Below are 24,337 nucleotides of genomic sequence, written 5' to 3' on the forward strand. Positions count from 1 at the left end.
CAAACTTGGCTCAAGGTTTTCAAACGTTCTCTCAAGATCCGAAGACCTTGGACGAGTCGCTTGCCTTGATATTTGGTGATTTATCACCCTCATCGGCAAGCGCCCACATGAATTACCTGATCACATTATTAAAGAGCGTTCGCTTGCGGGCCGTAAACAACATGACGCGGCCGCTGCTAAGCGAGGAAGGCGTATTCTACGCACTTCGAAGTATTTGTCAACGGCTGATTGGCAGAAGCAAAGGAAATGTTCGTCTTGCGCTTCCTTCCAACTCTTTGCCTAACCTGCTGACAAACCAAGGTTTTACACCTCAACCACCGCTGGCAACGCCCTGCGTCCCCGGCAGCGGATGCGTACTTTACGATTTCACTGCCGGGTTGGCAAGTGGGTGTTAAAAATAAAAAGGCGACAGGTCTGATTCAAAGAACCAGGCCTGCCGCAAACCACCGATCAGAACGCCTGACCAGAGAGTGCCCGTTCGCGGCCTGCGGCCACGCTAACCGTTAATCAGATTTCAAACCCCAGACCAAAGTCCTCACTGGACATCGCCATCAGGCTGCCCGCACCCGCCTGGATCATTTGCGCGTGCGCCTTGGTGCGCGGTAACAACCGCTGGTAATAGAAACGCGCAGTGTTCAACTTCGCGGCATAGAAAGCCTTGTCTTCGCCGGTTAGTGAAGCCGATGCCTGCTTGGCAGCCCGAGCAAATAAGTAGGCGAGGGTGACGTAGCCGGAATACATAAGGTAATCAACGCTTGCCGCCCCGACTTCTTCGCGGTCCTGCATGGCCTTCATACCAACGCCCATGGTCAGCTCGCCCCATTCGGCATTCAGCTTGGAAAGCGGCTCGACAAACTCTTTGAGGTCAGGATTGTCGGCTTCTGCCTTGCAGAACTTGTGAATCTCCTTGGTGAACACCTTCAACGACTCACCCTGGCTCATGAGCACTTTACGGCCCAGCAGGTCGAGCGCCTGAATACCGGTCGTGCCTTCATAAAGACGGGTAATCCGCGCATCACGAACCAACTGCTCCATGCCCCACTCTTTAATGAAGCCATGACCACCGTAGATCTGCACGCCCTCATTAGTGCTTTCAAAACCAACTTCGGTCAGGAAGGCTTTAACAATAGGTGTTAGCAAGCCAAGCAGCGTTTCAGCGTGATCTCGTGCTTCACCCGGCTCACCATGCTCCACCACATCGAGCATTTGCGCGGTATAAAGCACCAACATTCGTCCACCTTCAGCGAAGGCTTTCTGGGTAAGCAGCATACGGCGCACATCGGGATGAACGATGATCGGATCCGCCGGCTTTTCAGGGGCCTGCTTACCTGACCGGCCGCGCATCTGCAGCCGGTCGCGGGCGTAGCTGAGCGAGTTTTGAAAACTGGCTTCGATCAACCCCAGCCCCTGGATACCGACGCCGAGACGTGCCGCATTCATCATGGTAAACATGCACGCCAGCCCCTTGTTGGGAGGCCCCACCAGGTAGCCGGTTGCGCCGTCGAAGTTCATCACGCAGGTGGCGTTACCGTGAATGCCCATCTTGTGCTCTAGCGAACCACAGGTGACGCCATTGCGTTCGCCGGGATTGCCTTCGGCATTCGGCAGGAATTTGGGTACGACAAACAGTGAAATGCCCTTGGAGCCTTCGGGGGCATCGGGGAGCTTTGCCAGCACCAGGTGCACGATGTTCTCGGCAAGGTTATGCTCACCTGCCGAAATAAAAATCTTGGTGCCGGTAATCGAGTACGCATCGCCCGAAGCGGGAACCGCACGGGTCTTGATCAGGCCGAGGTCAGTGCCGCAGTGCGGCTCGGTAAGGCACATGGTCCCCGTCCAGACGCCTTCAACCAGCTTGGTGAGATAGGCCGCCTTCTGCTCTTCGGTACCGTGATGGCGTAGCGCGTCGGCCGCACCATGCGAAAGCCCCGGGTACATGCCCCACGCCAGGTTCGTCGCGCAGATCATTTCCGAGAGCATCATGGCAAGCGAGGGCGGCAAGCCCTGACCACCCTGCTCGGGGTCGGCAGCCAGGCTTGGCCAGCCGCCTTCAACATACTGTTGATAGGCTTCTTTGAATCCCTTGGGCGCTTTTACCTCGCCGCCCTCTAACAGGCACCCTTCTTCATCGCCGCTCTGGTTAAGGGGCAACAGCACATCACGGGCAAAGCGTGCGCCCTCTTCCAGAATAGCGCTCACCACATCGGGAGAGGCGTCTTCACCGTTGGGCAGCGAAGCGTAATGGGCGGGGTAGTCAAACATTTCGTCCATGACGAAACGCATGTCACGCAAGGGGGCCTGGTAGCTGGGCATGGCACTTCTCCTAAAACAGGGGGCTGAAAGCAACAAACGTCTTAAGAAAACGGCTTTCAAACACGTGTTTGAAAATTAGCGCGAGCCCACCCAGTAGTCAAGCAGTCGTTTTAATTTAGACGCCCAAATCGCTACCACTTTGGTCGCCCAACGGGTCTGTCATGCCTCAAAAAAATAAAGCCTGTCGACGAGAACGCCGACAGGCTATCTAATAGCGGATGAATAGGACATTTACTGCATTCGAATACCACCGTCCAGCCGGATCACTTCTCCGTTCAACATCGGGTTCGTAATAATTTGCTCTGCCAACTGGGCAAACTCTTCTGGTTTGCCCAACCGTTTAGGGAAAGGAACGGCAGCGGCCAGCGCCTGGGCGGCTTCGTCAGGTATTTCGCTCATCATGGGGGTTTCGAACACGCCGGGGGCAATGGCCATGACGCGAACGGCATGACGCGAAAGCTCCCGTGCAGCAGGCAGGCTCATACCCACAACACCCGCTTTGGAGGCACTGTATGCACACTGCCCCACCTGCCCGTCAAATGCCGCTATGGACGCCGTATTGATGATCACCCCCCGCTCGCCGGTCTCATTCGGCGTGTTTTTGGCCATCGCGGCCGCCGCCAGGCGCATGACATTGAAGGTACCGACGAGATTGATATTGATCGTTTGGGTATAGCTTTCCAGGTCAGCGGGGTTGCCCTCACGGTCAACCAGCTTGGCAACACTGACAACGCCTGCGCAGTGAATGACACCCGAGAGCCCGTGCTCGCCGCCCAATGCGACGGCGGTATCGACTGCCTGCTGCATCTGCTCTTGGGACGTGATATCTGCCAGGCATGCACGCGCGTCTTCCCCCAACTGCTCTGCATGGGACTGGACACTGTCGCTGAGGTCGCACAAGACGACACGAGCACCGGCAGCCACTAAGCGTTCTGCTGTCGCAGCGCCTAAGCCTGAAGCAGCGCCGGTGATTAAAAACGTATGATCCTTCACCTGCATGGTCGTGTTTCCCTGTCATGAAAGTCGTTATTGGCTCAAGTTGACGTCTTCTGCTGCTTGAGCGCGCAATTTGAAGCGCTGAATTTTGCCGCTCGGTGTCTTGGGCAGTTCGTCGACAAATTCGATGACCCGGGGAAATGCGTGGGCCGACAAACGGTCTCGCACCTGCTGACGAATTTCATCCGCCAGGGCTTCGCTTGCCTCGTAGCCATCACGCAACACAATGTACGACTTGATCACTTCGCCCCGAATCTCATCCGGCTGGCCAACCGCGGCCGACTCCGCCACAGCAGGGTGTGCCATGACGCTGTTTTCGACATCGGTCGGGCCCACCCGGTAACCGGATGTCGTGATGATATCGTCATCACGGCCAGCAAACTGAAACGACCCGTCTTCGTTGCGAATCACCACATCGCCCGTCAGGTAATACCCCTGCACGAAAGGATCTTTTTCCTGCCAGGTGTAGCCCTGAAAAAAGTGCGCGGGGGACTGCTCGATATCCACGGCCAGAACACCGGGCTCGCCAGGCGGGAGCTCGTTATACTCGGCGTCCAGAATCGCCAGCCGGTACCCTGGCATGGGCACCCCCATGCCACCGACATGCTTGGGGTGATTCAGGGCATGGTGGTTATTGCACGTCATCCCGGTTTCGGTTTGTCCATAGTGGTCCATCACCGAACAGCCCAATGACGTCTCCACCCATGACACTACTTCGGTATTGAGCGGTTCGCCTGCCGAACTGGCGGCACGTAACTCAAGCGTTTGATGGGCGTCGTCGAAAAGGCCTGACGCCTTCATCAGCCGATAGGCCGTTGGTGCTGCGGCGAAGTTGGTAATGCGGTGGCGCTTCATGAACTCAAGCGCCCCTTCGGCACTGAACCCTGCTTCGCAGAAGTGGGTCGTGACCCCCAGAAGCAATGGGCCTGCAATCGCATAGTAAAGCCCGTACGCCCAGCCGGGGTCGGCCATGTTCCAGAAGCGATCCTCCGCGCGAAGGTCGACCGCCAACTCCATGTAGAGAGCAAATGCCGTCATACCGGAAAGCGGCACGGCAACGCCCTTTGGCTTGCCCACCGTCCCGGAAGTAAACATCTGCAGGAAAGGTTTCTCCGCGGACAGGCGGGGCGGCTCGCCGCTCATTGACGTATGCGTCAACGCCGTTTGCCAATCATGGTCGTCGGGGTGCTCCCGAGTCGGCCCACCGACGGCCAGTACGGGTGGGCACTGGCCCAAGCCATCAAACTTGTAGCGGTTCGCATGATCGGTAATGACGAGTCTGGAGTCAGCCCGCCCCAACCGATAATCCACTGCATCTGGGCCAAAGGCAGTGAATAGCGGCTGGTAGACCGCGCCAATACGCCAGGTCGCCACCACGGCTACCAGAAGCGCCAGCGAACGGGGGAGCATACACGCAATGCGATCCCCCTCGCCGAGTCCTTGAGATTGAAACCAGCCCGCCAGCTTGGCGCTCTGCTGATCGAGCTCTTTATAGCTAAGCGTGTGCGTGGCGCCTTCCAGATCCTCCTGCACCAGAGCCAACACCTCGCCCCTGCCAGCACGGACATGACGCCCACAACACGCCTCAAAGGCGTTTAAATAACCATCCTGATGATCGTCAAGTTTGGCGATGACGTCTCCGATGGAAAACGAATCAAGGTAATCCGAGTAATTGGGGCGTGATGTCGCAGTCATGATGGCTCTCTTGGGTATTGTTGGTAGTGAGCATCGGGTTACGCAGGTGCCGACATTGTTATTATCAGTTTACGTTAACGGAACCCTTTGAATAAAACCACGCTAAAAGCAAACACGAAGAAGCGCAAGCGAGTCGAAGCATTTACTGGTTATACGTTAGTCGTGAGCGGCCAGGGAATCACCCTGTTCACTCTGACGGGCCATGATCATCGCGACCAGTTCATCGGCCAGGTCATCCGGTGTTCTGGGGCCATCCGGGTCGTACCAGCGTACCGTCCAGTTTAACGCGCCCAGTACAAAGCGGGAGACAAGGAAGCGATCCCCGTGAATCAGCCCTGCTGCCAAGGCATCATCGATCACCGCCACCCACAGCGCTTCGTACGCATCGCGAAGATGGCTCAGATGGGCACTTGCCGCAGGCGCTAGCCTTCGCCATTCAAACAGTGCGACCACGTGGGCATTGCGATCGGTAAACAGTGTTTCGAGGTGTGCTCGCGCCATCGCACGCAGACGCGCTTCGGGGTCATCTTCGCAGTCATCGAGCGCCCGACGCGCAATCAACAGCGCATTGTGAGTGCCTTCTTCAATCACAGCCGCCAGGATTTCCTGTTTATCTTTAAAATGGTGGAACAGGCTACCGGACTTGATCCCCATTTCCTGCGCCAGCATGCGCACCGTGGTACGGTCGAAGCCTTCCTGGACAAATAGCTGAGCCGCGAGGCGTGTTAATTCCTTGCGACGAGGAGATGCATTCATTACATTCATGTCGTTCACACTAGCGCTTGCTTGGTTACCTCGGAGAAGACCACAGCACCGGCAACGGGTCAACGCATAGCGCACCTCTCAGCGAGATAATCACAATAACCTTAATGGAGAACACCATGAGTAACGCTAAAGACATCGTGTTTCTGTCGGCAACACGCACCCCGATGGGCGGCATGATGGGCAGCCTGTCGAGCATGAGTGCTCCCGAGCTGGGTGCGATTGCCATCCGCGCCGCGATTGAGCGTGCCGGTATCGACCCCGCGACAATCGAAGAAGGCATCATGGGCTGTGTACTGCCCGCTGGCGTTAAACAGGGCCCGGCGCGACAAGCCATGCGCCAGGCAGGTATCCCCGATGCCAACGGCGCCACCACTATTAACAAGCTGTGTGGCTCGGGAATGAAAGCCGCCATGCTGGCCCACGACCTGATCAAGGCAGACAGCGGCGATGTCATCCTCGCTGGCGGCATGGAGTCCATGTCCAACGCTCCCCATGTGCTCACCAAGGCGCGCAGCGGTTATCGGTTAGGCCACGGAGAGCTGAAAGATCACATGTTCCTGGATGGCCTGGAAGATGCAGAGACCGGCAAGCTGATGGGTGTCTTCGCCCAGGATGTCGCGTCTCAGCGTGGCTACACCCGCGAGCGGCTTGACGATTTTGCCATCGCCTCCCTCGAGCGCGCCATGGCGGCTACCAATGCGGGACACTTAGATGCCGAAATGGCCGCCGTCACCGTCAGCTCGCGCCATGGCGAGGCCCTGGTTGAACATGACGAGCAGCCCTTTCAGGCCAAACTGGATAAAATCCGCCAGTTGCGCCCTGCCTTTGCCAAAGAGGGCACCATTACTGCTGCCAACTCAAGTTCGATATCGGACGGCGCGTCGGCACTTATCCTGGCGAGTCAGGCAGCGGCAGATCAGCACGGCCTTAAACCGCTGGCACGCATGCTGGGACACACCACCCACTCACGCCACCCGAGCGAGTTCACAATTGCCCCGGTGGGGGCGATTGAAAAGTTGATGAAAAAGCTGGATTGGCGCGTTGAGGACGTTGATCTATTTGAAATCAACGAGGCCTTTGCCGTGGTGACGCTGATGGCGATGGATGACCTGGGCCTCCCCCACGACAAGGTCAACGTCTTTGGCGGCGCCTGCGCCCAGGGCCACCCGATCGGCTCTACCGGCTCACGCATTATCGCGACGCTAATCCACGCGCTGCGCACCAAAGGCGGCAAGCGCGGTATTGCAAGCCTGTGCATCGGCGGCGGCGAAGCCACAGCCGTCGCGGTCGAGTTGATGGATTAACTGCCCGCAAGCCCCCAGCGCATGGGAATTTCGCTGCGCTGGGGACCCCAGTCTCCTAGTTCAGCGCCAACACTTCGTGTGACGGAACCCGATCCCGGCCACTTGATGAATCGCTAAGCGCCCTCGAATCTTCCTCTTGTGGATGAGGCATTGGCGTCTCTTTTTCCACATCCGACGTCACTATCTCGCCGGTCACCTTGAACTGGCCGGCGTATTCGCGCATTTGCGACGCTTCTTCTGACAGCTCTGATGAATACTGAGCCGCTTTATTGACCAGTCGCATGGTATCTTGCGTGGTGGTTTCGATATCCCCAACCGCTTGATTGACTTCTTCAATCCCTCGCCGCTGCTCCTCGGACGCATGCGCTATTTGCGTCATTAACCCATCTACGTAGCTGGCGGCATGCATGATAGCGCGTGTTCGCTCACCGGCCTGTTGGGATAGTACGCTACCTTGCTGAACACTATTACTTGATGCCTCGATACGTGTTCTGATCTCACTGGCCGCATTAGCACTACGCGTTGCCAAGGCACGCACCTCACTGGCAACCACCGCGAACCCGCGCCCGTGCTCACCGGCACGCGCCGCTTCTACGGAGGCATTCAGCGCCAGGATGTTGGTCTGAAAAGCAATGCTTTCTATCATCTTGATGATGCTTTGAATCTCTTCGGAGTGAGCATTGATGGCTTCCATCGTCGCGACAAGCTGGGAAATGACTTCGTCACCCTCTTTTGCTTTCTGGGAGACATCTGTTGTCGACTGACTGACATGGTCAGCGTTTTCCGCGTTTTGATTAACCGTCGCGGTTAGCTGCTCCAGACTCGCCGCAATTTGCTGCAATGCAGAGACTTGCGTATCCGTTTGGCTGGTCAATCGTTCATTCTGTTCTGTCATCTCCTGGCTGTTGCTATATACCTGCTGACTGCTGGCGGCAAGGCGGTTGACCGTCGCTGTCAGTGAGTCCTGCATGCTGGCAAGCTCGCTGAACAGTTGACCAATCTCATTGTTCGAATGCGCGTTTACTGGAGCAGACAGGTCACCCTTGGCAATGCGCTGGAAGTGCCCTCTGATATTTTTTAAAGGACCAAGCACGTTCCTGCGCACGCCCCAAACGACAAAGCCCACGACTACCAGCGCCGCGATGAGTACCGCTACCACGCCCCAGAAGAGCAATGAAGACACTTGATCGAAGCGTGCCAACAATCCATTACCCCGTTGAGCGGATGCTTCGAAAAAAGCTTCGACACTTTCTACAAAATGCTGACTGCTCTCATCCACCCGCGACTCACCCGACAGAAAGCCGGACACATCACGCTCATCAAGCATCATCATTTGCAGGCTGAGATTGTTGTTAACAAAGGATTGAAAATCATTTGTTAACTGATCAACCAGGGGCTGTTGGCTCGGCGCAATATGACTCGATGTAAATTGTGAAAAATGCGCTTTCGCCGATTCAAGCAACTGGTGTGCCTCTTCCAGCAACGGCTCGGGACGATCAAAAGACGGGGTTCGAATGAGCTCCGCGGCACGATTCATCTGGATACGAGCACGCAGCAACTCACTATAAGCGCTGTTGAGCTCACTGATTTGTGCCATATCGCGCTGATGTACTGACGTGAAGGCATCCCGCCCAAACTGGTTGGCAAATAATCCAAGTGCTCCGATAAGGAGAATCAAACCGCTAAACGCCGCCAAAACCAGCATCCAGCTCATTTTGACGCTTAGGTGATTAACAAGCTTCATCACGACCCGCCTCATTCACAGTTGTTTTTGGGACTCGGGTAGCAAGAGCCATAGCTGCATACGGCGCCGAATCTCTTGAAGTGCCTGTTCGTAAGCGTCCAGCTTGCTAATCAAACGCGGGTCGCGAATATCCCAAAACAGCTTTTCACCCGCCGCCCCTTGCCATTCACGGCAAGCCTGCTGGGCTTTGTCACACAGCACAATGACGTAATCAAAGCTTTCGTTTTCAAACTCATCCAATGACTTGCTGTGCAGCCCTTCAATGGAAAGCCCCTGCTTGGCGAGCGCTTCAAGCGTCAGTGCATGGGGTTCATCCGGCTCAGTGCCCGCGCTGAACGCATCAAAGCGGTCACCGGCCATATGACGAAGCAGCACTTCGCCCATTAGCGAACGTGCCGAATTGGCGTTACACAGGAATAGCACGCGACGCTTTGACATAAATAAACGACCTCTTATCTAGTGATTTAGCAACACATTACGCAGCAATCATGACGACATTGTTGCAGCGGTAGCGAGGCCGGTAGAAATATACGGAAAAACATATATCATAAAGGGAGTGCGTTTCGACGCGACATCGATAAGGAAGCCGCTCACATGACCCCGCTGGACGATTTACCCAACTTGGACGCGAACCTCTTTGAAGTACCCAACCTCGAGGGCCTGGGTCTAACGGCAGGTAATACCCAAGCACCCAAGATTCTGCTGCTTTATGGCTCCCTCCGTGAACGTTCGTTTAGCCGTTTGGCAACGGAGGAAGCCGCTCGCCTGCTCGACGCCCTGGGCGCTGAAACAAGAATTTTTGACCCCAGAGGATTGCCGCTGCCGGATACCGAGGACGCCAGCCACTTCAAAGTTGAAGAGCTGCGCCATCTGGCCCAATGGTCAGAAGGCATGGTGTGGTGCTCTCCCGAACGCCACGGCGCGATGACCGGCATCATGAAAGCGCAGATTGACTGGATCCCGCTTGCATTGGGTGGCGTGCGTCCGACCCAGGGCAAGACATTGGCGGTAATGCAGGTATGCGGCGGCTCGCAGTCCTTCAACACCGTCAACCAGCTGCGTATTCTGGGCCGCTGGATGCGCATGCTGACGATCCCCAACCAGTCATCAGTGCCCAAAGCCTTCATGGAGTTTGATGATAACGACCGTATGAAAGCCTCCCCTTTCTACGACCGTATCGTGGATGTCATGGAAGAACTGGTGAAGTTTACGCTACTCGTGCGGGACCGCAGTGCGCTGCTCACCGACCGTTATTCAGAGCGCAAGGAAAGCGCCGAAGAACTCTCCAAGCGGGTTAACAAGCGGGCCATTTGATCAGGAGCTTTTCATGTCAATGAAGCAGGATACGTCATCTCCCTCCACCACCGAGGGCATGGGTTTATTCGAGCGCTTTCTCTCGGTATGGGTCGCTCTTGCCATTGTGGCAGGCATCTTGCTCGGGCAGCTCGCCCCGGTGATACCGGAAGCGCTTTCACGCCTTGAGGTAGCACAGGTCTCCATCCCTATCGCGGTATTAATCTGGGCCATGATTTTCCCCATGATGGCACAAATTGACTTCACCGCCATCGCCGGAGTTCGTCGCCAACCCAAAGGGCTAACCATCACCACGGCCGTCAATTGGCTGATCAAGCCCTTCTCCATGTTTGCCATTGCGTGGCTGTTTTTCATGGTGATCTTTCAGCCATTTATCCCTGAAGCGCTGGCCAGCCAGTATCTGGCGGGTGCCATTCTGCTGGGCGCCGCACCGTGTACCGCCATGGTGTTTGTATGGAGCTACCTTACCCGAGGGGACGCGGCTTATACCCTGGTGCAGGTAGCTCTCAACGACCTGATCATGCTGTTCGCGTTTGCCCCCATCGTGGTCTTCCTGCTGGGGGTCTCCAATATTCAGGTGCCCTGGAACACCGTCGCCCTATCGGTCGTGCTGTATATCGTGATTCCCCTGGCAGCAGGCTACATCACGAGGCAGAGCTTGATTAAAAAACACGGTGCCGAGTGGTACGACAATGTCTTCATGAAGCGCGTTGGCCCGATCACCCCGATTGGCTTGATCATTACCCTGGTGCTGCTGTTTGCCTTCCAGGGCGAGGTGATTCTGAACAATCCGCTGCATATTGTGCTCATTGCCATTCCGCTGATTATTCAGACCTTCCTGATCTTCTTTATCGCCTACGGTTGGGCGAAAGCCTGGCGTGTCCCCCACAACATTGCCGCTCCCGGCGCGATGATTGGCGCCAGCAACTTTTTTGAACTCGCGGTCGCGGCCGCCATTGCGCTGTTTGGCATGCAGTCAGGCGCGGCACTGGCAACGGTCGTCGGTGTATTGGTCGAAGTGCCGTTGATGCTGGCCCTGGTAAGAATCGCCAATAAGACGCGCCATCATTATCTGGCAGACGCTCATTAATCGGCAGCAAACGCTATAGCTCACTACTTGGTATTTATGGGTTCAACCCGCACCAGTTCACCGTTCTCCCCGGCTCGGTAGCAAAGGCAAAGGCCTGGGAGCGTTTGCTTTCATCGTTACCGCATACCATGGCTGAGGTTATTGACCCGCTGGCGCCAAATTTAAGCGTGAGCGCTGTCGATGGCTTGCTGCAAATCGGTCAGCAGATCATCAGCGTTCTCAATACCGACCGATAAGCGCAGTAAGTCCAGCGGAACCGGTGTGTCAGGACCTTCTATACTTGCACGGTGCTCAATCAAACTTTCTACACCGCCTAATGAGGTAGCACGACACCAAAGCTGAGTTTTAGCGGCAACGGCTATAGCCGCTTTTTCTCCCCCAGCCATACGAATAGACAACATACCGCCGAAACCATTCCTCATTTGCTTTTTAGCCAAATTGTGACCGGAAAAGCTTTTAAGGCCTGGATATAATACTTCAATGACCTGCGGATGCTTCTCTAACTGTTCAGCAATATATAGCGCACTTTGACAGCTTTCTCGCACCCTTAAAAACAAGGTTCGCATTCCCCGTAGTAACTGTGCAGCGTCTTGTGGTCCTGGAACCACCCCCGATTGCGCACGAACGGCAACCAGACGTTGCCAGAAGGCATTGTCCTCACGTGCAGCCAATACGCCGGAAATAACATCAGAGTGGCCGTTAAGGTATTTGGTGGCCGAATGCATAACAATATCAGCGCCAAGGTTTAATGGTTTTGTCAGCAACGGCGTAGCAACAGTAGAGTCGACTGCTAGCATGGCACCGCATGCTTTAGCTAAATTGGCTACTGCTGCAATATCAGTAATTGTCCAAAGCGGGTTACCTGGTGTTTCCAACCAAATAAGAGTGGGTGTTTTTTCATCAATGGCGACACGTAATTCGTCCAAGTTTGTGGTATCCACAAAACGAACGTTCAACCCGGCATCCACACCAAAGGTCTGCAGCCATTTCCGCAAAGACCAATACATCACTTTAGGAGCAATGACGGAATCACCGGGCCTTAATGATTGAAAAACGGTCGTTGCAGCCGCCATACCAGAGGAAAATAAACGGGCATCAACAGCATTTTCCAACTCTGCCAAAAGTCTTTCTGCAGGTCGGTAAGTTGGGTTGTCGGCTCGGGAGTAAACATGCCCACTGCGGTATTGATTATCTTCATCACGCAAATAGGTCGTTGATGTATATACCGGTGGGATGATTACTCCATGTTCAAACTCAGGATGGCTACCGCCTTGGGCAAGGAGTGATTGCGGCGAAAAAGAACGTTTTGTCATATAAATTCTCGGTCAATTAATCTTAATGAGAAATATAGCGTATATAAGAAAACCATCAAGTTCGCAACAATCAAAAGGTGTAAATTACGCCAACCTTTTATAGACAGCTCATCCCTGTAATCGCGGCACAAGAATGCACAACAGTGCTAAAAACATACCGACAAACGGATCATGCGACTGTTTTAGGCAACGCCAACGCCATCAAAGCGCTGGAAGCCACCAGCGCAGCGGCGACCCAGAGGCAGGCACTCAGTCCATAGGCCATATACAGCCAGCCGGATAGCAGCGTTCCCACCAAGCGCCCCATAGCGTTGGCCATATAGTAAAAACCGACGTCCATGGAAACGCCGTCGGCACGTGCGTAATGCACAATCAGATAGCTGTGCCAACTGGAGTTGATCGCAAACAGCACGCCAAACGCCAGTAAGCCAACGACCAGCCAACCGACCTGCGCCAGGGGCAGCATGGCCAACACAATGGCAAGCACTGCCAGTGCCGCTGCCCAGCCTGCGGTAAGGGCGCGCGCATCGCCCTTGATCAGCCGCGTGAGCTTGGGTGCCTGGGTTTGCACACCGCCGTAACCAATAATCCATACCGCCAGCAAGCCGCCCACTGTCCAGTGGGTCCAGCCATGCTGGTCATATAAAAACACCGGTAGCGCCACCACAAACCACACATCCCGCGATGCGAACAGACAGAACCGCGCCGCTGACAGCACGTTGATGGCACGTGATTTCGAGAAGATTTCGGAAAACTTGGGTTTTACCTTTTGCCGCCCCAGATCAGCCCTCAAGCGCCATAGGGAGAGCAGCAGCACCACGCCCAACATGACGGCCATGGCCACCACGGCACCGCGAAAGCCAATCAACGTCAGCAGCAGCCCGCCGACGAAAAAGCCCAAACCTTTCAGGGCATTCTTAGAGCCGGTCAGCATGGCGACCCAGCGATAAAGCGAGCTATTGGCGTTGGCACTCTCTTTAGGCACCAGCACTTTCACAGCACTTTTGGCGCTCATCTTGTTGAGGTCTTTGGCGATCCCGGAAAGCGCCTGAGCCGCCATGACCCAGGCGACGGTCAGCAAGCTTGCAGGCACCATCAACATGGCGAGCGCAATAATCTGTAGCCCAAGCCCGACATTCATGGTGCGATTGAGGCCCAGGCGCGCGCCCAGCCAACCGCCGACCAGATTCGTCACTACGCCAAAGGCTTCATAGAACAGAAACAGCATGGCAATTTCCAACGGCGAGTAGCCCAGCTGGTGGAAGTGCATCACCACCAGCATGCGCAGCGCGCCATCGGTAATCGTGAAGGCCCAGTAATTGCCCGTTATCAGCATGTACTGGCGCACTTCAAACGGCAGTGCCTTTACACGGGCCCGCATCTTCAACAACGCAGATTCAGCCACGTTCCACCTGCTCGCCACCTACCTTCAGGGCCAGCTCGGCGGTACGGTTGGCATAGCCCCACTCGTTATCGTACCAGGCGTAGAGTTTGAGCTGTGTACCGTTGATCACCATGGTGGAAAGCGCATCGATAATCGAGCTGCGCGGGTCAGTGCGGTAATCGATCGACACCAGCGGGCGTTCTTCGTAGCCCAGAATGCCGACAAGCGGGCCTTCAGCGGCATGCTTCAATGCCTGATTGACTTCCTCGACGGTGACCTCGCGCTCCAGCTCGAAGACCATATCGGTGAGGGACGCGTTGACCAACGGCACGCGCACGGCATGGCCATTAAGTTTGCCTTCCAGCTCAGGAAAGATCGCCGTAATGGCTTTAGCAGAACCGGTCGTGGTGGGAATCAAGCTCATACCGCATGCGCGGGCACGCCGCAGGTCCTTGTGCGGGGCATCCAGAATCGTCTGTGTATTGGTGATGTCGTGCACCGTGGTCATGGAGCCATGGCGGATTCCGAAGCTTTCCTGGATAACCTTTACCACCGGTGCCAGGCAGTTGGTGGTACAACTGGCGGCAGTGACAACCTTGTGCTGAATGGGATCAAAGAGATGGTCATTGACGCCGACAACCACGTTCAAGGCATCTTCGTCTTTCAGAGGCGCACTCACCACCACCCGGGCAACATCCTGATCAAAATACGGCTGAAGCTGAGCGGTATTTTTCATCACGCCCGAACACTCTATGACCACCTCGCAGCCTGACCAGTCGCTCTCCATGATCTGCTTGTTGGCGCTGAATGCGATCGCATCGCCGTCGATCACGATGGCCTCCTGGTTAGCGGATATCCCTGCGCCCGGTGACCAGTGGCCATGCACGGAATCAAACTCGAGCAGGTGGGCGAAGGTCGCTGCATCACCGCCTGGGTCGTTAATGTGGGCCAGTTCCACTTCACCCGCTTCTACCCGTAGCCACAGACTTCGCAGCGTGAGTCGGCCAATGCGGCCGAACCCGTTGATACCGATACGTAGTGCCATGGAGGCCTCCTAAGCTATTTGCCGCATAAAAGCATAATACTCATATACGGAAAATCATATATATAGTGTTAAAAAAACACACCCTTTAACAGGCCCACCGCAGTGGCGGTGGGCCTGAGAAATGAGTGTTACTTAGCCATAGCGTCCGGAGATATAATCTTCGGTTTTTTTCTTGGCGGGAGTTGAGAACATTACCTTGGTGTCGTTGTACTCGATGATTTCCCCCAGATGGAAAAACGCCGTGTAGTCAGCCACTCGCGCCGCCTGCTGCATATTGTGCGTGACCGTCACGATGGTGAATTTCTCTTTCAGGCGGTCCATCAGGTCCTCGATGGTCGCCGTGGAAATCGGGTCAAGGGCCGATGTCGGCTCATCCATCAAGATGACGTCGGGCTGCACGGCAATTGCCCGGGCAATGCACAACCGCTGCTGCTGACCACCGGAGAGCGACGTGCCCGGCTCCTGAAGCTTGTCTTTCACCTCTTCCCAGAGGCCTGCATCACGCAGCGCTTTTTCAACCAGCTCGTCCTGTTCGGCTTTACGGCTGACCATATCGTGCATGCGCGGCGCGTAGGCCACGTTTTCAAAGATCGACTTGGGAAACGGGTTGGGCTTCTGAAATACCATCCCCACGCGCCGACGCAGTGCCACTTCGTCCATTTTGGACGCGTTGACATCGTGGCCATCCATTTCCACCAGCCCTTCGGTGCGCACGCTGGGAATCAGGTCGTTCATACGGTTCAGGCAGCGCAGGAACGTGGACTTGCCGCAGCCGGAAGGCCCGATAAGGGCCGTCACGTTTTTCTGGAACAGGTCGATATTGAGGTTTTTTAGCGCCTGGTTCTTGCCGTACCAGAGGTTCAGGTCGCGGACACGGATACTCAGGTCATGGCACGCTTGATCGTTGCGCGTATAGGGCTGACCAACGCTTGGCGTATCTTGCTCAGACATTACGGGTGCTTGGCTATTCATAACGATATCCTTTTTAACGTGCTGGATTACCAGCGACGCTCAAATTTCTTGCGCAGTAACACGGCGAAGGCGTTGAGGGAGATGAGCACTGCCAGAAGAACCAGAATACCCCCGGCGGTTTTTTCCACGAACGCGGGCTCAGGCTCACCGGCCCAGGTAAAGATTTGCGCGGGCATCACGGTAGCTGCCTCAGTAAAGGAGGCGCCCACATCGGGGATAAACGCCACCATTCCCACGATGATCAACGGCGCCGTCTCCCCCATGGCTTGCGCCAGACCAATGATCGAACCGGTCATGATACCCGGCATTGCCAGTGGCAATACGTGATCGCGCACCACCTGCCAGCGCGAACAGCCCACGCCAAACGCCGCATGCCGAATCGAATCCGGTACGCTACGCAGCGCCGCACGCGTCGAGATAATGATGACCGGCAATGTCATCAGAGCCAAGGTCATACCACCCGCCAGCGGAGAAGACCGTGGCACGCCAAAGAAGTTGATGAAAATCGCCAACCCCAACAAACCAAACAAGATCGAGGGAATCGCGGCCAGGTTATTGATGTTGATTTCAATCGCCTGGGTAATCCGGTTGTCCGGCGCGAACTCTTCCAGATACACCGCCGTCATCACGCCAATCGGGAAAGAAATCGCCAGGGTAACGATCATGGTCATGACGGTACCTACGACGGCTGCCAATATACCGGCGCTCTCGGAGGTCTTGGAGTCCCCTTCGGTAAAGAAGGTGCGGTTGAAGGCCAGCTCCACCTGTCCCGACTCGACACGTTCATCAATGGCCGCGCGTTCTTCTTCGCTCAGACTATTACGATTTCCCTTGAGGTACTGGTCGACCTCGCCGTTGACCAACAGCCACCGCTGCTCGGACGTACCTAGCAAATCTTCGTTATTACGCATTTGCAGCGGGATGCTTCGAATCTCGGTACGACTGACGAGCGGCACCAGGTCGTCCGCGATGGCCTGGCGTGCGTCGCTGGCCGCCTCCTCGGTGTAGTTTATTTCCGTGTTGACATACGCTTGCTGAAAGGCGGGCAGGCCTTTATTGAGCATATCGGTGAAAAACAGCAGCAGAAATAGGCCTGCCAGGCCAAGTGCGCCCATGGAAATCCACTTTAAACGAGCGGACTTGCGGTGACGCCGCTTGAGCTGCTGGCTGATGTCATCAAAAGAGTGGCTCATCGAATCAGTTCCTCGGCGTTACAGGTTGTTCACGCGGTATTTTTCACGGAAGCGGCGGATCATCAGCACCGAGACCAGGTTGAGCGTCAGCGTGACGGCAAACAGCACCAGGCCAAGTGCAAAAGCAGACAGGGTTTCAGCGCTTTCAAACTCCTGATCCCCGGTCAGCGCTGCCACGATGCGCACGGTCACGGTGGTCATGTCTTCCAGAGGGTTGGCGGTCAGGTTGGGACGCATACCCGCCGCCATCACCACGATCATGGTTTCCCCCATGGCGCGAGAAACACCCAGAAGCGAAGCGGAAATGATCCCGGGTAACGCCGCCGGGATCACCACGTCGCGAATGGTTTCACCCTTTGTCATGCCCAGCGCCAGCGATCCCTGGCGCATGGTATCGGGGACCGAATTGATCACGTCATCGGAAAGCGAGGAAATGAACGGAATGATCATGATGCCCATGACGATGCCGGGCGCCAGCGCATTGTTATAGGAAGCATCCAGGCCGAAAAAGCCGGCAATGTTGACGATAATGGGCGCCACGGTAATGGCCGCAAAGAAGCCATACACGACGGTCGGAATACCGGCCAGTATCTCGAGAACCGGCTTCGCCACGGTGCGTACTCTCTGTGGTGCATACTCGGACATGTAAATCGCCGAGAGCAACCCCACGGGGACCGCCACCAGCATGGCGATAGCGGTAATCATGAAGGTACCGGCAAACAGCGGTACAGAACCAAACTGAGCACCACCACCGTCGCCGCGCCCGGCTGCTGCCAGGAAGCTGTCGCCCGGGCTCCAGGTCGTGCCGGTTATGAACTCCCAGAAGCTATGCATCTGGAAGAAGCGAATGGCCTCGGAAATGATCGAGAACAGAATCCCGAAGGTCGTAAAAATAGAAATCAACGCCGCCGACGCCAGCGCCATTCGAATTGCACGTTCGATCGCCTGGCGGGCGTGAAAATTGGGCCGCACTTGCGCTATTCCCACTACCAGCCCGGCAGCGGCAACCACAAGGCTTGCAGCGAGAAGATAAAACGTGGGGATGTCTGCGCCCAACAGCAGCATGATCAACGCGCCCACCGCACCCACCAATATGGCGGGGCCTGCGGTGGAGAGCACGGCAAACCAGGCATACTGGTCGGGTTGTGCAAACATGCTGCCACCAGCGCTGCGCACACGAGCGGCCTTCGAGCGGCCAATAAAAAAGGCCACTAGCCCAAGCAGCAAAAGCACAGTGCAAAAGAGTAAAAATAGCTGGTTGGTTTGCATCTAATCTCTCTCGCGTTCCTGATGAAATCGGTTTGGGGAGTACTTTGCAGCAAAAACATTACAGCAATGTGACAAACGCCAAATCCACAAGCTGGAGTTGCAACGACAATCGCAAAGCAAAAGGCCGACAGCTTGCGCTGTCGGCCATTGCCTTATTATCGTGCGTTATCTCTGTTATTTATTGCAGATCAGAGAGTTCCAACTGAGCGCGGTCTGCCACTTGCTGGCGCCACTCTGCACGCTCTTCTTCCGGCAGCACGATCAGGCCGATATCGCGAAGGTAGCCACCGTCGCCGATCATCTGCTCTGACATGAACATATCAACGTATTCGTACATGGGCGGCACTTCTTCAGCGTGCTGGTTCTTGACGTAGAACCACAGTGAACGGGCAACCGGATAGTCACCAGAGCTGATGGCTTCGGGCTCCGGCTCAACACCCTCGATCGTTGCCGCATTCAGCGTATTGGTGTTCTCTTCAAGGAAGGAGTAGCCGAAGATACCGAAAGCGCCGGTGTCTTCCTGCAGACGCTGAACGATCAGGTTGTCGTTCTCACCGGCGTCGATGTAAACACCGTCAGAACGGATATCGGTGTAGGCTTCGCCGTACGCATCCATGTCTTCGGAAGCGGTTTCCATCACCAGCTCTTCAAAAGCATCACGCGTACCAGAGGTGGTGGGCGGTCCGTAGATGGAGATCTCGCGATCCGGCAGCGAGGAATCGATTTCGCTCCAGTTGGTGTAGGGGTTATCGACCAACTCGCCGTCCTGGGGCACCTGTGCCGCCACGGCCATGAAGATGTGCTCGAGAGTCAGTGGCACCACGTCATTTTCGTTGGACTGACCCAATACGATACCGTCGGAGCCGATCTTGGCTTCGGTAATGTTGTCAACGCCGTTTTCTGCACAACGCTCGAACTCGGACGGCTTCATGCGGCGCGATGCGTTGGTGATGTCCGGCGTGCCCTCGCCAACACCGTTACAGAACAGACGCAAACCACCACCTGAACCCGTAGACTCGATCACCGGTGTGGGGTAGTTGGTAACCGCGCCAAATTCTTCGGTCACATAGCTGGCAAACGGATACACCGTGCTGGAACCAACAATCCGGATTTGGTCACGGGCTTGTGCAACACCTGCCACGCTCATCACAGCAGCTGCGAGCACGGTAGTTTTGAGAATACGGTTCATGCGAATTACTCCTGAAGCTGTTAGGGATCTTGCCTTCGCAAGGCACACTTTGCATCGCTTCGATGACAGCTTCATGACAAGCAATGTCACAAAATAATTTTTTTAAATTTTTTTCACCACGGCTCGCAACACCATAATGCATTACAACAAAAGCCCCACGGCGGCCAGGGTACACAGCGCAAGGGACGCCGCCTGAAGCCATTGCCGGTCAATGCGGTGCGCCACCGCATCGGCCAGCGCATTCCCCAGCAGCACCCCAGGCAATAGCGTTGCCGCCACGCCCAGATGCCATGAACCCACCTGCCCTGCCAACGCCAGCGTCGCGAGTGTCAGCATCGAGGTGATGATAAAGAAAGCAGCCAGATTACCGCGCAGACGATCCGGGGCAAATCCATGCATCAGCAGCACCATTGGCGGCCCGCCGATGGCAGCGACAGTGCCGAAAATCCCCGAGAACACCCCTGCGCCAAATAGCGACACGCGATTGACCGGCAGCCGCACGCGGCATAGCGTGACGAATACCGCAAACAGCACGATGGCAGCAATCAACTTTTCCAATACCACCATGGGCGCCGCGATCAGCAGCCAGATCCCCAACGCATTGCCCGGCAAACGTCCCACCAGCGCCATGGCCAGCGCCCCCAGGCGCACCTCATGCCGGTAATGGCGGACCATCATCAACGACACGGTAAACCCGAACAGCACCAGCACCACAGGTACCAGGCGCGGCTCAATCATCAACAACAGCGGTGCCCCAATAACCGCCAAGCCAAAGCCGGTGGCACGCTGCACAAAGGCGCCTAATGCCAGGGTCAGCGCGCACCCCACCCAGGTGCTCGGCGACATATCCAGCCACGCCGCAACGTCCGCGATCATGCCGAGCGCCCATCCGTTGCCGCTGGCGTCAGCAGGCGCACACCGACGTTACCCAACAGAGCAGCCGCCAGCATGGTCAGTACCATCGGCCAGAGGTGTTCGACTTCAAACAGACCCACCATGGCCCCCGCCAGGGCGCCACAGCTAAATTGAATACCGCCTAACAGGGCAGTGGCGGTGGCACTGATATGGCCGAAATGGTCCAGCAATGAGGAAATGGCGTTAGGTGTAATCAGGCCGATCATGCCGGTAAATAACATGACCAGCGGGACGACAACAGCCAATGAAGCAATGCCAAGCGCTGTGGCGACCACCAGGCCCAGTGCGGCGATCAGTTGAACCGCCAGCCCCAGGCGTAGATTCTGCTGGGGGGTGCGTTTACGCAATAGATAGATGTTGACCCGGTTCGACCCGGCGATCATGACCACGTTGACGCCAAACACGAACGGGTACACGCCCGGGCTCAGCGAGAAATAGTCCAGGTAAAGAAACGGCGACGCCGTCACAAAGGCGAACAGCCCCGCGAACGACGCGGCCACGGCGCAGATATACCCCATCCCCTCGCGATGGCGCAGCACACTGGCATAGTTGCGAATCACCTGGCGCGGCGACGCTGCTGGCAGCGACATATCGCGGGTTTCAGGCAGCCTTGTTCCCAGCAGCCAGAGAAGAAACCCCGCATACACGGCGAGAAACACAAAGATCAGCCACCAGTCCGCCATGTGCAGCAGAAGGCTCCCCACCGCCGGGGCGACCAGGGGCGCGAGCATCATGATCATGGCCATGGTCGACATCACCCTGGCGGCTTCGCGGCCGCTGAAACAGTCGCGCACAATCGCTGCCGAATTGACCACGCAGGCCCCGCCACCCAAGGCCTGTACAAACCGCCAAGCAAGCAGAGAGGTAAGGCTGTCAGCGGTCATAATCATCAAGCTTGCGCACAGAAACACGACCAGGCCGCTCATCAGCACCGGCTTACGCCCTAGTCGGTCAGACATGGGGCCGAAACACAGCTGCCCCAGCGCAAAGCCGAACAGGAAGACGCTAATCGAAAGCTCGGTACGATGAATACTCGCATTGATGGTATCGGCAATGGCCGCCATGGCCGGTAAATAGGCATCAATGGCGAAGGGCGCCAAGGCCGTGTTGGCGGCCACCAGAATAGCGACGCGCCGGGGATTGAGTTCCATGTCTCTCCTTAGGGTGGCCGCAGTCACCCTGGCAGCATAAAGGTAGGCCGCTAATTATATGCCTTTTAGGCTGCATTGTCGGCCATGATCACTCTAAGGCCGTCAAGGAGATGATATCTGGAGTGGGAACACGCATCTGAGGCCAGCGTGCCAGACCGTCAGTGGTGGGTTGTCTCTTGGGATTCGAGCATTTCCACCAACGGCTGAAACTGTTCGCGGTTATGCTCGTTCATGCGCATAAGTATACGATGGGCTTCCAGGATGCGCTCACGCAGGCCCTCTTCATCCGCCGGCACTTCGGGCAATTCCTCTAAGGTGCTATTCAAGTCTGCCGTGGGCTGAAGCGGGGCTTCCATCAAGGTGAAAAAACGCGCAAACCCCATGACATCGAGCATCTGGCGCACATCCTGATTATCCACGATGATCGTTGGCGGCTGTTCCAGGCGCCCTTTTACCGCCAGGGATACCTTGGCAAGAAAACCGAGCGCCGTGGAGTCAACGTTTGTCGCTTCACGCAGGTCGATCATCACAGCACTCAATCCGGGCGTCTCCGCCAGACGCTGAGCCTGAGTGTCCAGGGTGGCACACAGTGTCAAGCGTACATCGCCACACAATTTTAAAACAAAAACACCAGAGTCGAACGCCGCTTTTATGCGACCTTCTTCAGTCAGCATGACCAAATCCGCTCACCATCATGATTGTCAGGTCGTCGGGCAAAGCATCACGATCGGGGCTGTCCTCATCACCAGCACGCTGTTTGCTTAACAGAGCGTTGTTGTTGGTCAGTCGATCACAAAGCTGTTCAAGCGTGGCACTCACGCTTACGAGTTGCTCAAGCTCCCTGAGCCGCGTGTCGAGCGAATCACCCGGCAAGCACTCCAATACGCCATCCGAGCACAGCCATAGCCGAAAGTCTTCCGGCAGTTCACAACTGAGAACGGGGTACTCCACATCGGGAAACAGTCCTACCGGCATTCCTTCACCCGGCAACCGCGTCAGCTGGTCACCCGAGACTAATAACGGCATCGGTAACTGTGCCCCGAGCGAATAGTGAAGAGTATGCGCCTCATGGTCAATAACGCCAACAAATAATGTGGCGTGTTTACCAATATCAGTCCCTTGCAACTCGCGGTTCATCGCCGCCAGCCATTGGCTGGGCAGTCTATCGGGCTGAATGCCATCCCATTCGCCTAGCCAACGATTGCAAAGGTACTTTAACAATACCGTGACAAATGCCGAGGATGCCCCATGGCCTGATACATCGGCAAAGTAGAAGGCACTGTAACGCGAATTGTAGCGCTGGTAGTCGAGAAAATCCCCGGACAAATAAAGCGATGGCGCGAACCAGTAGTCATAGTAAACCCCGTTGATGACCTTGGGGCGCGGCGGTAGCAGGCGACGCTGAATGTGCCCCCCGCTCTGCTGGTCCATGCGCAGCAATGCCAAGTGGGTTTCCAGACTTTCGTTAAGCTCGGCCAATCGCTCGTGATCCCGGGCACGGGCTTTCTCAAGCACGTCCAGTTCGATCGCCTTGCGGATCATCCGCCGCAGCAGTTCAGCGTGACGCAGCGGGTGGACAATATAGTCGACCAGCCCAACGTCCACCGCTTTTATCAAGTCGGCATCCTGACGCGAATCACTCACCACCACCGTCGGCAAATGATGGGTCAAATGCGACCACTGCTGACGGGGAACCGCACGGGCGTGGGCCACGATCAGGGCCGTTTCGGCCGGTAAATGCTCAATATTATCCGCTGCATATACCCACATACCATCGCAGGTAATCGCCTCGGCAAGCGCATCGCGCTCGGTGCCGGGCTCATCGATCACCGCAATCAGCTGCTTATGCGCCATGGCAAGCCTCAGTCGGCGAAGTCGGCATCATCGAATTCAAAGTCATCGGCAGAAAACGGATCATCCCCGAGTTCGCCGTCGCTAATTTCAAACTGACGACGCTGGAGATAGGCGTCGCGAATAAACCGGTAACGGTCACCCTGGATCAATTCTTCCTGATCCAGCAGACCGGCTCGGGTATCCACGATATTCAGTGCCGTCAGCCCCGCTCGCACCGCATCGTCGTCGACGTAGGTGACCGGATAGGCTGCCATATCGGCTGGCAGTCCCGATGTGTCACGCAGCGTGCTAGGCCCGAGCAGTGGCAGCACCAGATAGCGCGAGTCTTCCCATCCCCATGTCGCCAGGGTTTGGCCAAAGTCTTCCTCGTCTGAGTCGATATCCATGCGTGAGGCAATATCGAAGAGTCCGCCAATCCCCATGGTGGTGTTGACCAGAAACCGTGATGTCGAACGCCCGGCATTGGCTGGTTTGCCCTGGAGCAGGCTGTTCACCGTGGTGCGAAGCTCCCCCAGATTGCTGAAGAAATTACCCACTCCCAACTGTAGTGGCTCAGGGGTAATCGTGCGATACCCCGAGGCAACGGGTTTTAACGCATAACGATCAAGCACGTCATTGAAGACAAACACTTTACGGTTAAAGCCTTCCCAGGGGTCATCCGGACTGGACGCCTGCGAGGCTTCCGAACCGGTTGAACCGGTGCTGGCACAACCGCCAAGCGCCATCACCATCGTCGAGGCCAAGACGCCCCCCCATACACGCCGCCGCATCAAATGACATGTCCCTACCCTAGGCATACTACGTTCCTCTGTTTTGCACTTTGTATCTGCA

22 protein-coding genes are annotated in these 24,337 nt (G+C 56.2%); 4 read left to right on the forward strand and 18 right to left on the reverse strand.

The genetic code is table 11. The annotated features are described in order from the left end of the window. Positions 1-395 (forward strand): hypothetical protein (locus ADS46_RS19015; protein WP_234346810.1); only part of this gene is annotated, 395 nt, incomplete at its 5' end. A gap of 112 nt (positions 396-507) precedes the next feature. Here ADS46_RS19015 and ADS46_RS10405 read toward each other — a convergent pair. The 4 genes from ADS46_RS10405 to ADS46_RS10420 all read right to left on the reverse strand — a co-directional run bounded on the left by ADS46_RS10405 (position 508) and on the right by ADS46_RS10420 (position 5,760). Beyond that, a complete protein-coding gene (locus ADS46_RS10405; RefSeq protein ID WP_066319749.1) occupies positions 508-2,313 on the reverse strand; it encodes an acyl-CoA dehydrogenase C-terminal domain-containing protein in 1,806 nt (601 codons plus the stop codon). 231 nt (positions 2,314-2,544) lie between these two features. After that, a complete protein-coding gene (locus ADS46_RS10410; protein ID WP_066319755.1) occupies positions 2,545-3,312 on the reverse strand; it encodes an SDR family NAD(P)-dependent oxidoreductase in 768 nt (255 codons plus the stop codon). Between the two features lie 27 nt (positions 3,313-3,339). After that, positions 3,340-5,004: an AMP-binding protein gene (locus tag ADS46_RS10415; RefSeq protein WP_066319757.1), complete on the reverse strand. Its 1,665-nt coding sequence runs from the start codon at positions 5,002-5,004 to the stop codon at positions 3,340-3,342. Positions 5,005-5,160: 156 nt separating this feature from the next. Further along, a complete protein-coding gene (locus tag ADS46_RS10420) occupies positions 5,161-5,760 on the reverse strand; it encodes a TetR/AcrR family transcriptional regulator (protein WP_066319760.1) in 600 nt (199 codons plus the stop codon). A 125-nt stretch (positions 5,761-5,885) separates the two neighbouring features. Between ADS46_RS10420 and ADS46_RS10425 the strand changes: the two genes are divergently transcribed. Continuing rightward, entirely contained in the window at positions 5,886-7,073 is a 1,188-nt protein-coding gene (locus ADS46_RS10425) for an acetyl-CoA C-acyltransferase (protein ID WP_066319763.1), read from the forward strand. 55 nt (positions 7,074-7,128) lie between these two features. On the opposite strand, the gene ADS46_RS10430 is transcribed toward ADS46_RS10425, so the two are convergent. Together ADS46_RS10430 and ADS46_RS10435 are read right to left on the reverse strand one after the other, a co-directional pair. Then, positions 7,129-8,817 carry a methyl-accepting chemotaxis protein gene (locus ADS46_RS10430; protein WP_082926054.1) on the reverse strand — a complete coding sequence of 563 codons (1,689 nt, stop codon included), beginning with the start codon at positions 8,815-8,817 and terminating at the stop codon, positions 7,129-7,131. Positions 8,818-8,832: 15 nt separating this feature from the next. Then, positions 8,833-9,255 (reverse strand): arsenate reductase ArsC, encoded by a 423-nt coding sequence (locus ADS46_RS10435; protein ID WP_066319764.1) that lies wholly within the window; start codon positions 9,253-9,255, stop codon positions 8,833-8,835. Positions 9,256-9,411: 156 nt separating this feature from the next. On the opposite strand from ADS46_RS10435, the gene arsH reads away from it, so the two are divergent. Then, positions 9,412-10,131: an arsenical resistance protein ArsH gene (gene arsH / locus ADS46_RS10440; RefSeq protein WP_066319767.1), complete on the forward strand. Its 720-nt coding sequence runs from the start codon at positions 9,412-9,414 to the stop codon at positions 10,129-10,131. A gap of 13 nt (positions 10,132-10,144) precedes the next feature. Next, positions 10,145-11,221 (forward strand): ACR3 family arsenite efflux transporter, encoded by a 1,077-nt coding sequence (arsB, locus tag ADS46_RS10445; RefSeq protein WP_066319769.1) that lies wholly within the window; start codon positions 10,145-10,147, stop codon positions 11,219-11,221. 161 nt (positions 11,222-11,382) lie between these two features. Here the strand turns inward: arsB and ADS46_RS10450 are convergent, their stop codons facing one another. The 12 genes from ADS46_RS10450 to ADS46_RS10505 form a co-directional block, all read right to left on the reverse strand. Further along, complete coding sequence (locus ADS46_RS10450) at positions 11,383-12,534, reverse strand: trans-sulfuration enzyme family protein (protein ID WP_066319771.1); 1,152 nt, start codon at positions 12,532-12,534, stop codon at positions 11,383-11,385. A 169-nt stretch (positions 12,535-12,703) separates the two neighbouring features. After that, on the reverse strand, positions 12,704-13,915 hold the full coding sequence (gene arsJ, locus ADS46_RS10455) for an organoarsenical effux MFS transporter ArsJ (RefSeq protein ID WP_066319818.1): 1,212 nt from the start codon (positions 13,913-13,915) through the stop codon (positions 12,704-12,706). A 16-nt stretch (positions 13,916-13,931) separates the two neighbouring features. Next, a complete protein-coding gene (locus tag ADS46_RS10460) occupies positions 13,932-14,963 on the reverse strand; it encodes an ArsJ-associated glyceraldehyde-3-phosphate dehydrogenase (RefSeq protein ID WP_066319775.1) in 1,032 nt (343 codons plus the stop codon). A 132-nt stretch (positions 14,964-15,095) separates the two neighbouring features. Further along, complete coding sequence (gene pstB / locus ADS46_RS10465; RefSeq protein ID WP_066319778.1) at positions 15,096-15,935, reverse strand: phosphate ABC transporter ATP-binding protein PstB; 840 nt, start codon at positions 15,933-15,935, stop codon at positions 15,096-15,098. Positions 15,936-15,961: 26 nt separating this feature from the next. Continuing rightward, the gene (gene pstA / locus ADS46_RS10470; protein WP_066319781.1) at positions 15,962-17,128 is read right to left on the reverse strand and encodes a phosphate ABC transporter permease PstA; all 1,167 of its coding nucleotides are present in this window, start codon (positions 17,126-17,128) and stop codon (positions 15,962-15,964) included. A gap of 18 nt (positions 17,129-17,146) precedes the next feature. Then, a complete protein-coding gene (pstC, locus tag ADS46_RS10475) occupies positions 17,147-18,397 on the reverse strand; it encodes a phosphate ABC transporter permease subunit PstC (RefSeq protein WP_066319783.1) in 1,251 nt (416 codons plus the stop codon). Between the two features lie 178 nt (positions 18,398-18,575). Next, positions 18,576-19,586 carry a PstS family phosphate ABC transporter substrate-binding protein gene (locus ADS46_RS10480; RefSeq protein WP_066319785.1) on the reverse strand — a complete coding sequence of 337 codons (1,011 nt, stop codon included), beginning with the start codon at positions 19,584-19,586 and terminating at the stop codon, positions 18,576-18,578. A 141-nt stretch (positions 19,587-19,727) separates the two neighbouring features. After that, a complete protein-coding gene (locus ADS46_RS10485) occupies positions 19,728-20,432 on the reverse strand; it encodes a TSUP family transporter (RefSeq protein WP_420706124.1) in 705 nt (234 codons plus the stop codon). A gap of 26 nt (positions 20,433-20,458) precedes the next feature. Beyond that, positions 20,459-21,652 carry a multidrug effflux MFS transporter gene (locus ADS46_RS10490; RefSeq protein WP_066319789.1) on the reverse strand — a complete coding sequence of 398 codons (1,194 nt, stop codon included), beginning with the start codon at positions 21,650-21,652 and terminating at the stop codon, positions 20,459-20,461. A gap of 158 nt (positions 21,653-21,810) precedes the next feature. After that, positions 21,811-22,326 carry an STAS domain-containing protein gene (locus ADS46_RS10495; protein ID WP_066319791.1) on the reverse strand — a complete coding sequence of 172 codons (516 nt, stop codon included), beginning with the start codon at positions 22,324-22,326 and terminating at the stop codon, positions 21,811-21,813. After that, on the reverse strand, positions 22,316-23,506 hold the full coding sequence (locus tag ADS46_RS10500) for a PP2C family protein-serine/threonine phosphatase (RefSeq protein ID WP_066319793.1): 1,191 nt from the start codon (positions 23,504-23,506) through the stop codon (positions 22,316-22,318). The genes ADS46_RS10495 and ADS46_RS10500 overlap by 11 nt, the downstream gene beginning before the upstream one ends. A gap of 8 nt (positions 23,507-23,514) precedes the next feature. Further along, positions 23,515-24,276, reverse strand: coding sequence for a VacJ family lipoprotein (locus ADS46_RS10505; protein ID WP_066319795.1), 762 nt, complete (start codon positions 24,274-24,276; stop codon positions 23,515-23,517). Between the last annotated feature and the right edge of the window lie 61 nt (positions 24,277-24,337).

It is taken from the genome of Halomonas sp. G11, assembly GCF_001663515.1.
GTDB lineage: Bacteria > Pseudomonadota > Gammaproteobacteria > Pseudomonadales > Halomonadaceae > Vreelandella.

What these genes read in the sequence shown, in the direction of transcription:
- ADS46_RS10405 (WP_066319749.1), bottom strand. Translation starts at nt 2,313, where the DNA reads ATGCCCAGCTACCAGGCCCCCTTGCGTGACATGCGTTTCGTCATGGAC.
- ADS46_RS10410 (WP_066319755.1), bottom strand. Translation starts at nt 3,312, where the DNA reads ATGCAGGTGAAGGATCATACGTTTTTAATCACCGGCGCTGCTTCAGGC.
- ADS46_RS10415 (WP_066319757.1), bottom strand. Translation starts at nt 5,004, where the DNA reads ATGACTGCGACATCACGCCCCAATTACTCGGATTACCTTGATTCGTTT.
- ADS46_RS10420 (WP_066319760.1), bottom strand. Translation starts at nt 5,760, where the DNA reads ATGAATGCATCTCCTCGTCGCAAGGAATTAACACGCCTCGCGGCTCAG.
- ADS46_RS10425 (WP_066319763.1), top strand. Translation starts at nt 5,886, where the DNA reads ATGAGTAACGCTAAAGACATCGTGTTTCTGTCGGCAACACGCACCCCG.
- ADS46_RS10430 (WP_082926054.1), bottom strand. Translation starts at nt 8,817, where the DNA reads ATGAAGCTTGTTAATCACCTAAGCGTCAAAATGAGCTGGATGCTGGTT.
- ADS46_RS10435 (WP_066319764.1), bottom strand. Translation starts at nt 9,255, where the DNA reads ATGTCAAAGCGTCGCGTGCTATTCCTGTGTAACGCCAATTCGGCACGT.
- arsH (WP_066319767.1), top strand. Translation starts at nt 9,412, where the DNA reads ATGACCCCGCTGGACGATTTACCCAACTTGGACGCGAACCTCTTTGAA.
- arsB (WP_066319769.1), top strand. Translation starts at nt 10,145, where the DNA reads ATGTCAATGAAGCAGGATACGTCATCTCCCTCCACCACCGAGGGCATG.
- ADS46_RS10450 (WP_066319771.1), bottom strand. Translation starts at nt 12,534, where the DNA reads ATGACAAAACGTTCTTTTTCGCCGCAATCACTCCTTGCCCAAGGCGGT.
- arsJ (WP_066319818.1), bottom strand. Translation starts at nt 13,915, where the DNA reads ATGCGGGCCCGTGTAAAGGCACTGCCGTTTGAAGTGCGCCAGTACATG.
- ADS46_RS10460 (WP_066319775.1), bottom strand. Translation starts at nt 14,963, where the DNA reads ATGGCACTACGTATCGGTATCAACGGGTTCGGCCGCATTGGCCGACTC.
- pstB (WP_066319778.1), bottom strand. Translation starts at nt 15,935, where the DNA reads ATGAATAGCCAAGCACCCGTAATGTCTGAGCAAGATACGCCAAGCGTT.
- pstA (WP_066319781.1), bottom strand. Translation starts at nt 17,128, where the DNA reads ATGAGCCACTCTTTTGATGACATCAGCCAGCAGCTCAAGCGGCGTCAC.
- pstC (WP_066319783.1), bottom strand. Translation starts at nt 18,397, where the DNA reads ATGCAAACCAACCAGCTATTTTTACTCTTTTGCACTGTGCTTTTGCTG.
- ADS46_RS10480 (WP_066319785.1), bottom strand. Translation starts at nt 19,586, where the DNA reads ATGAACCGTATTCTCAAAACTACCGTGCTCGCAGCTGCTGTGATGAGC.
- ADS46_RS10485 (WP_420706124.1), bottom strand. Translation starts at nt 20,432, where the DNA reads ATGTCGCCGAGCACCTGGGTGGGGTGCGCGCTGACCCTGGCATTAGGC.
- ADS46_RS10490 (WP_066319789.1), bottom strand. Translation starts at nt 21,652, where the DNA reads ATGGAACTCAATCCCCGGCGCGTCGCTATTCTGGTGGCCGCCAACACG.
- ADS46_RS10495 (WP_066319791.1), bottom strand. Translation starts at nt 22,326, where the DNA reads ATGCTGACTGAAGAAGGTCGCATAAAAGCGGCGTTCGACTCTGGTGTT.
- ADS46_RS10500 (WP_066319793.1), bottom strand. Translation starts at nt 23,506, where the DNA reads ATGGCGCATAAGCAGCTGATTGCGGTGATCGATGAGCCCGGCACCGAG.
- ADS46_RS10505 (WP_066319795.1), bottom strand. Translation starts at nt 24,276, where the DNA reads ATGCGGCGGCGTGTATGGGGGGGCGTCTTGGCCTCGACGATGGTGATG.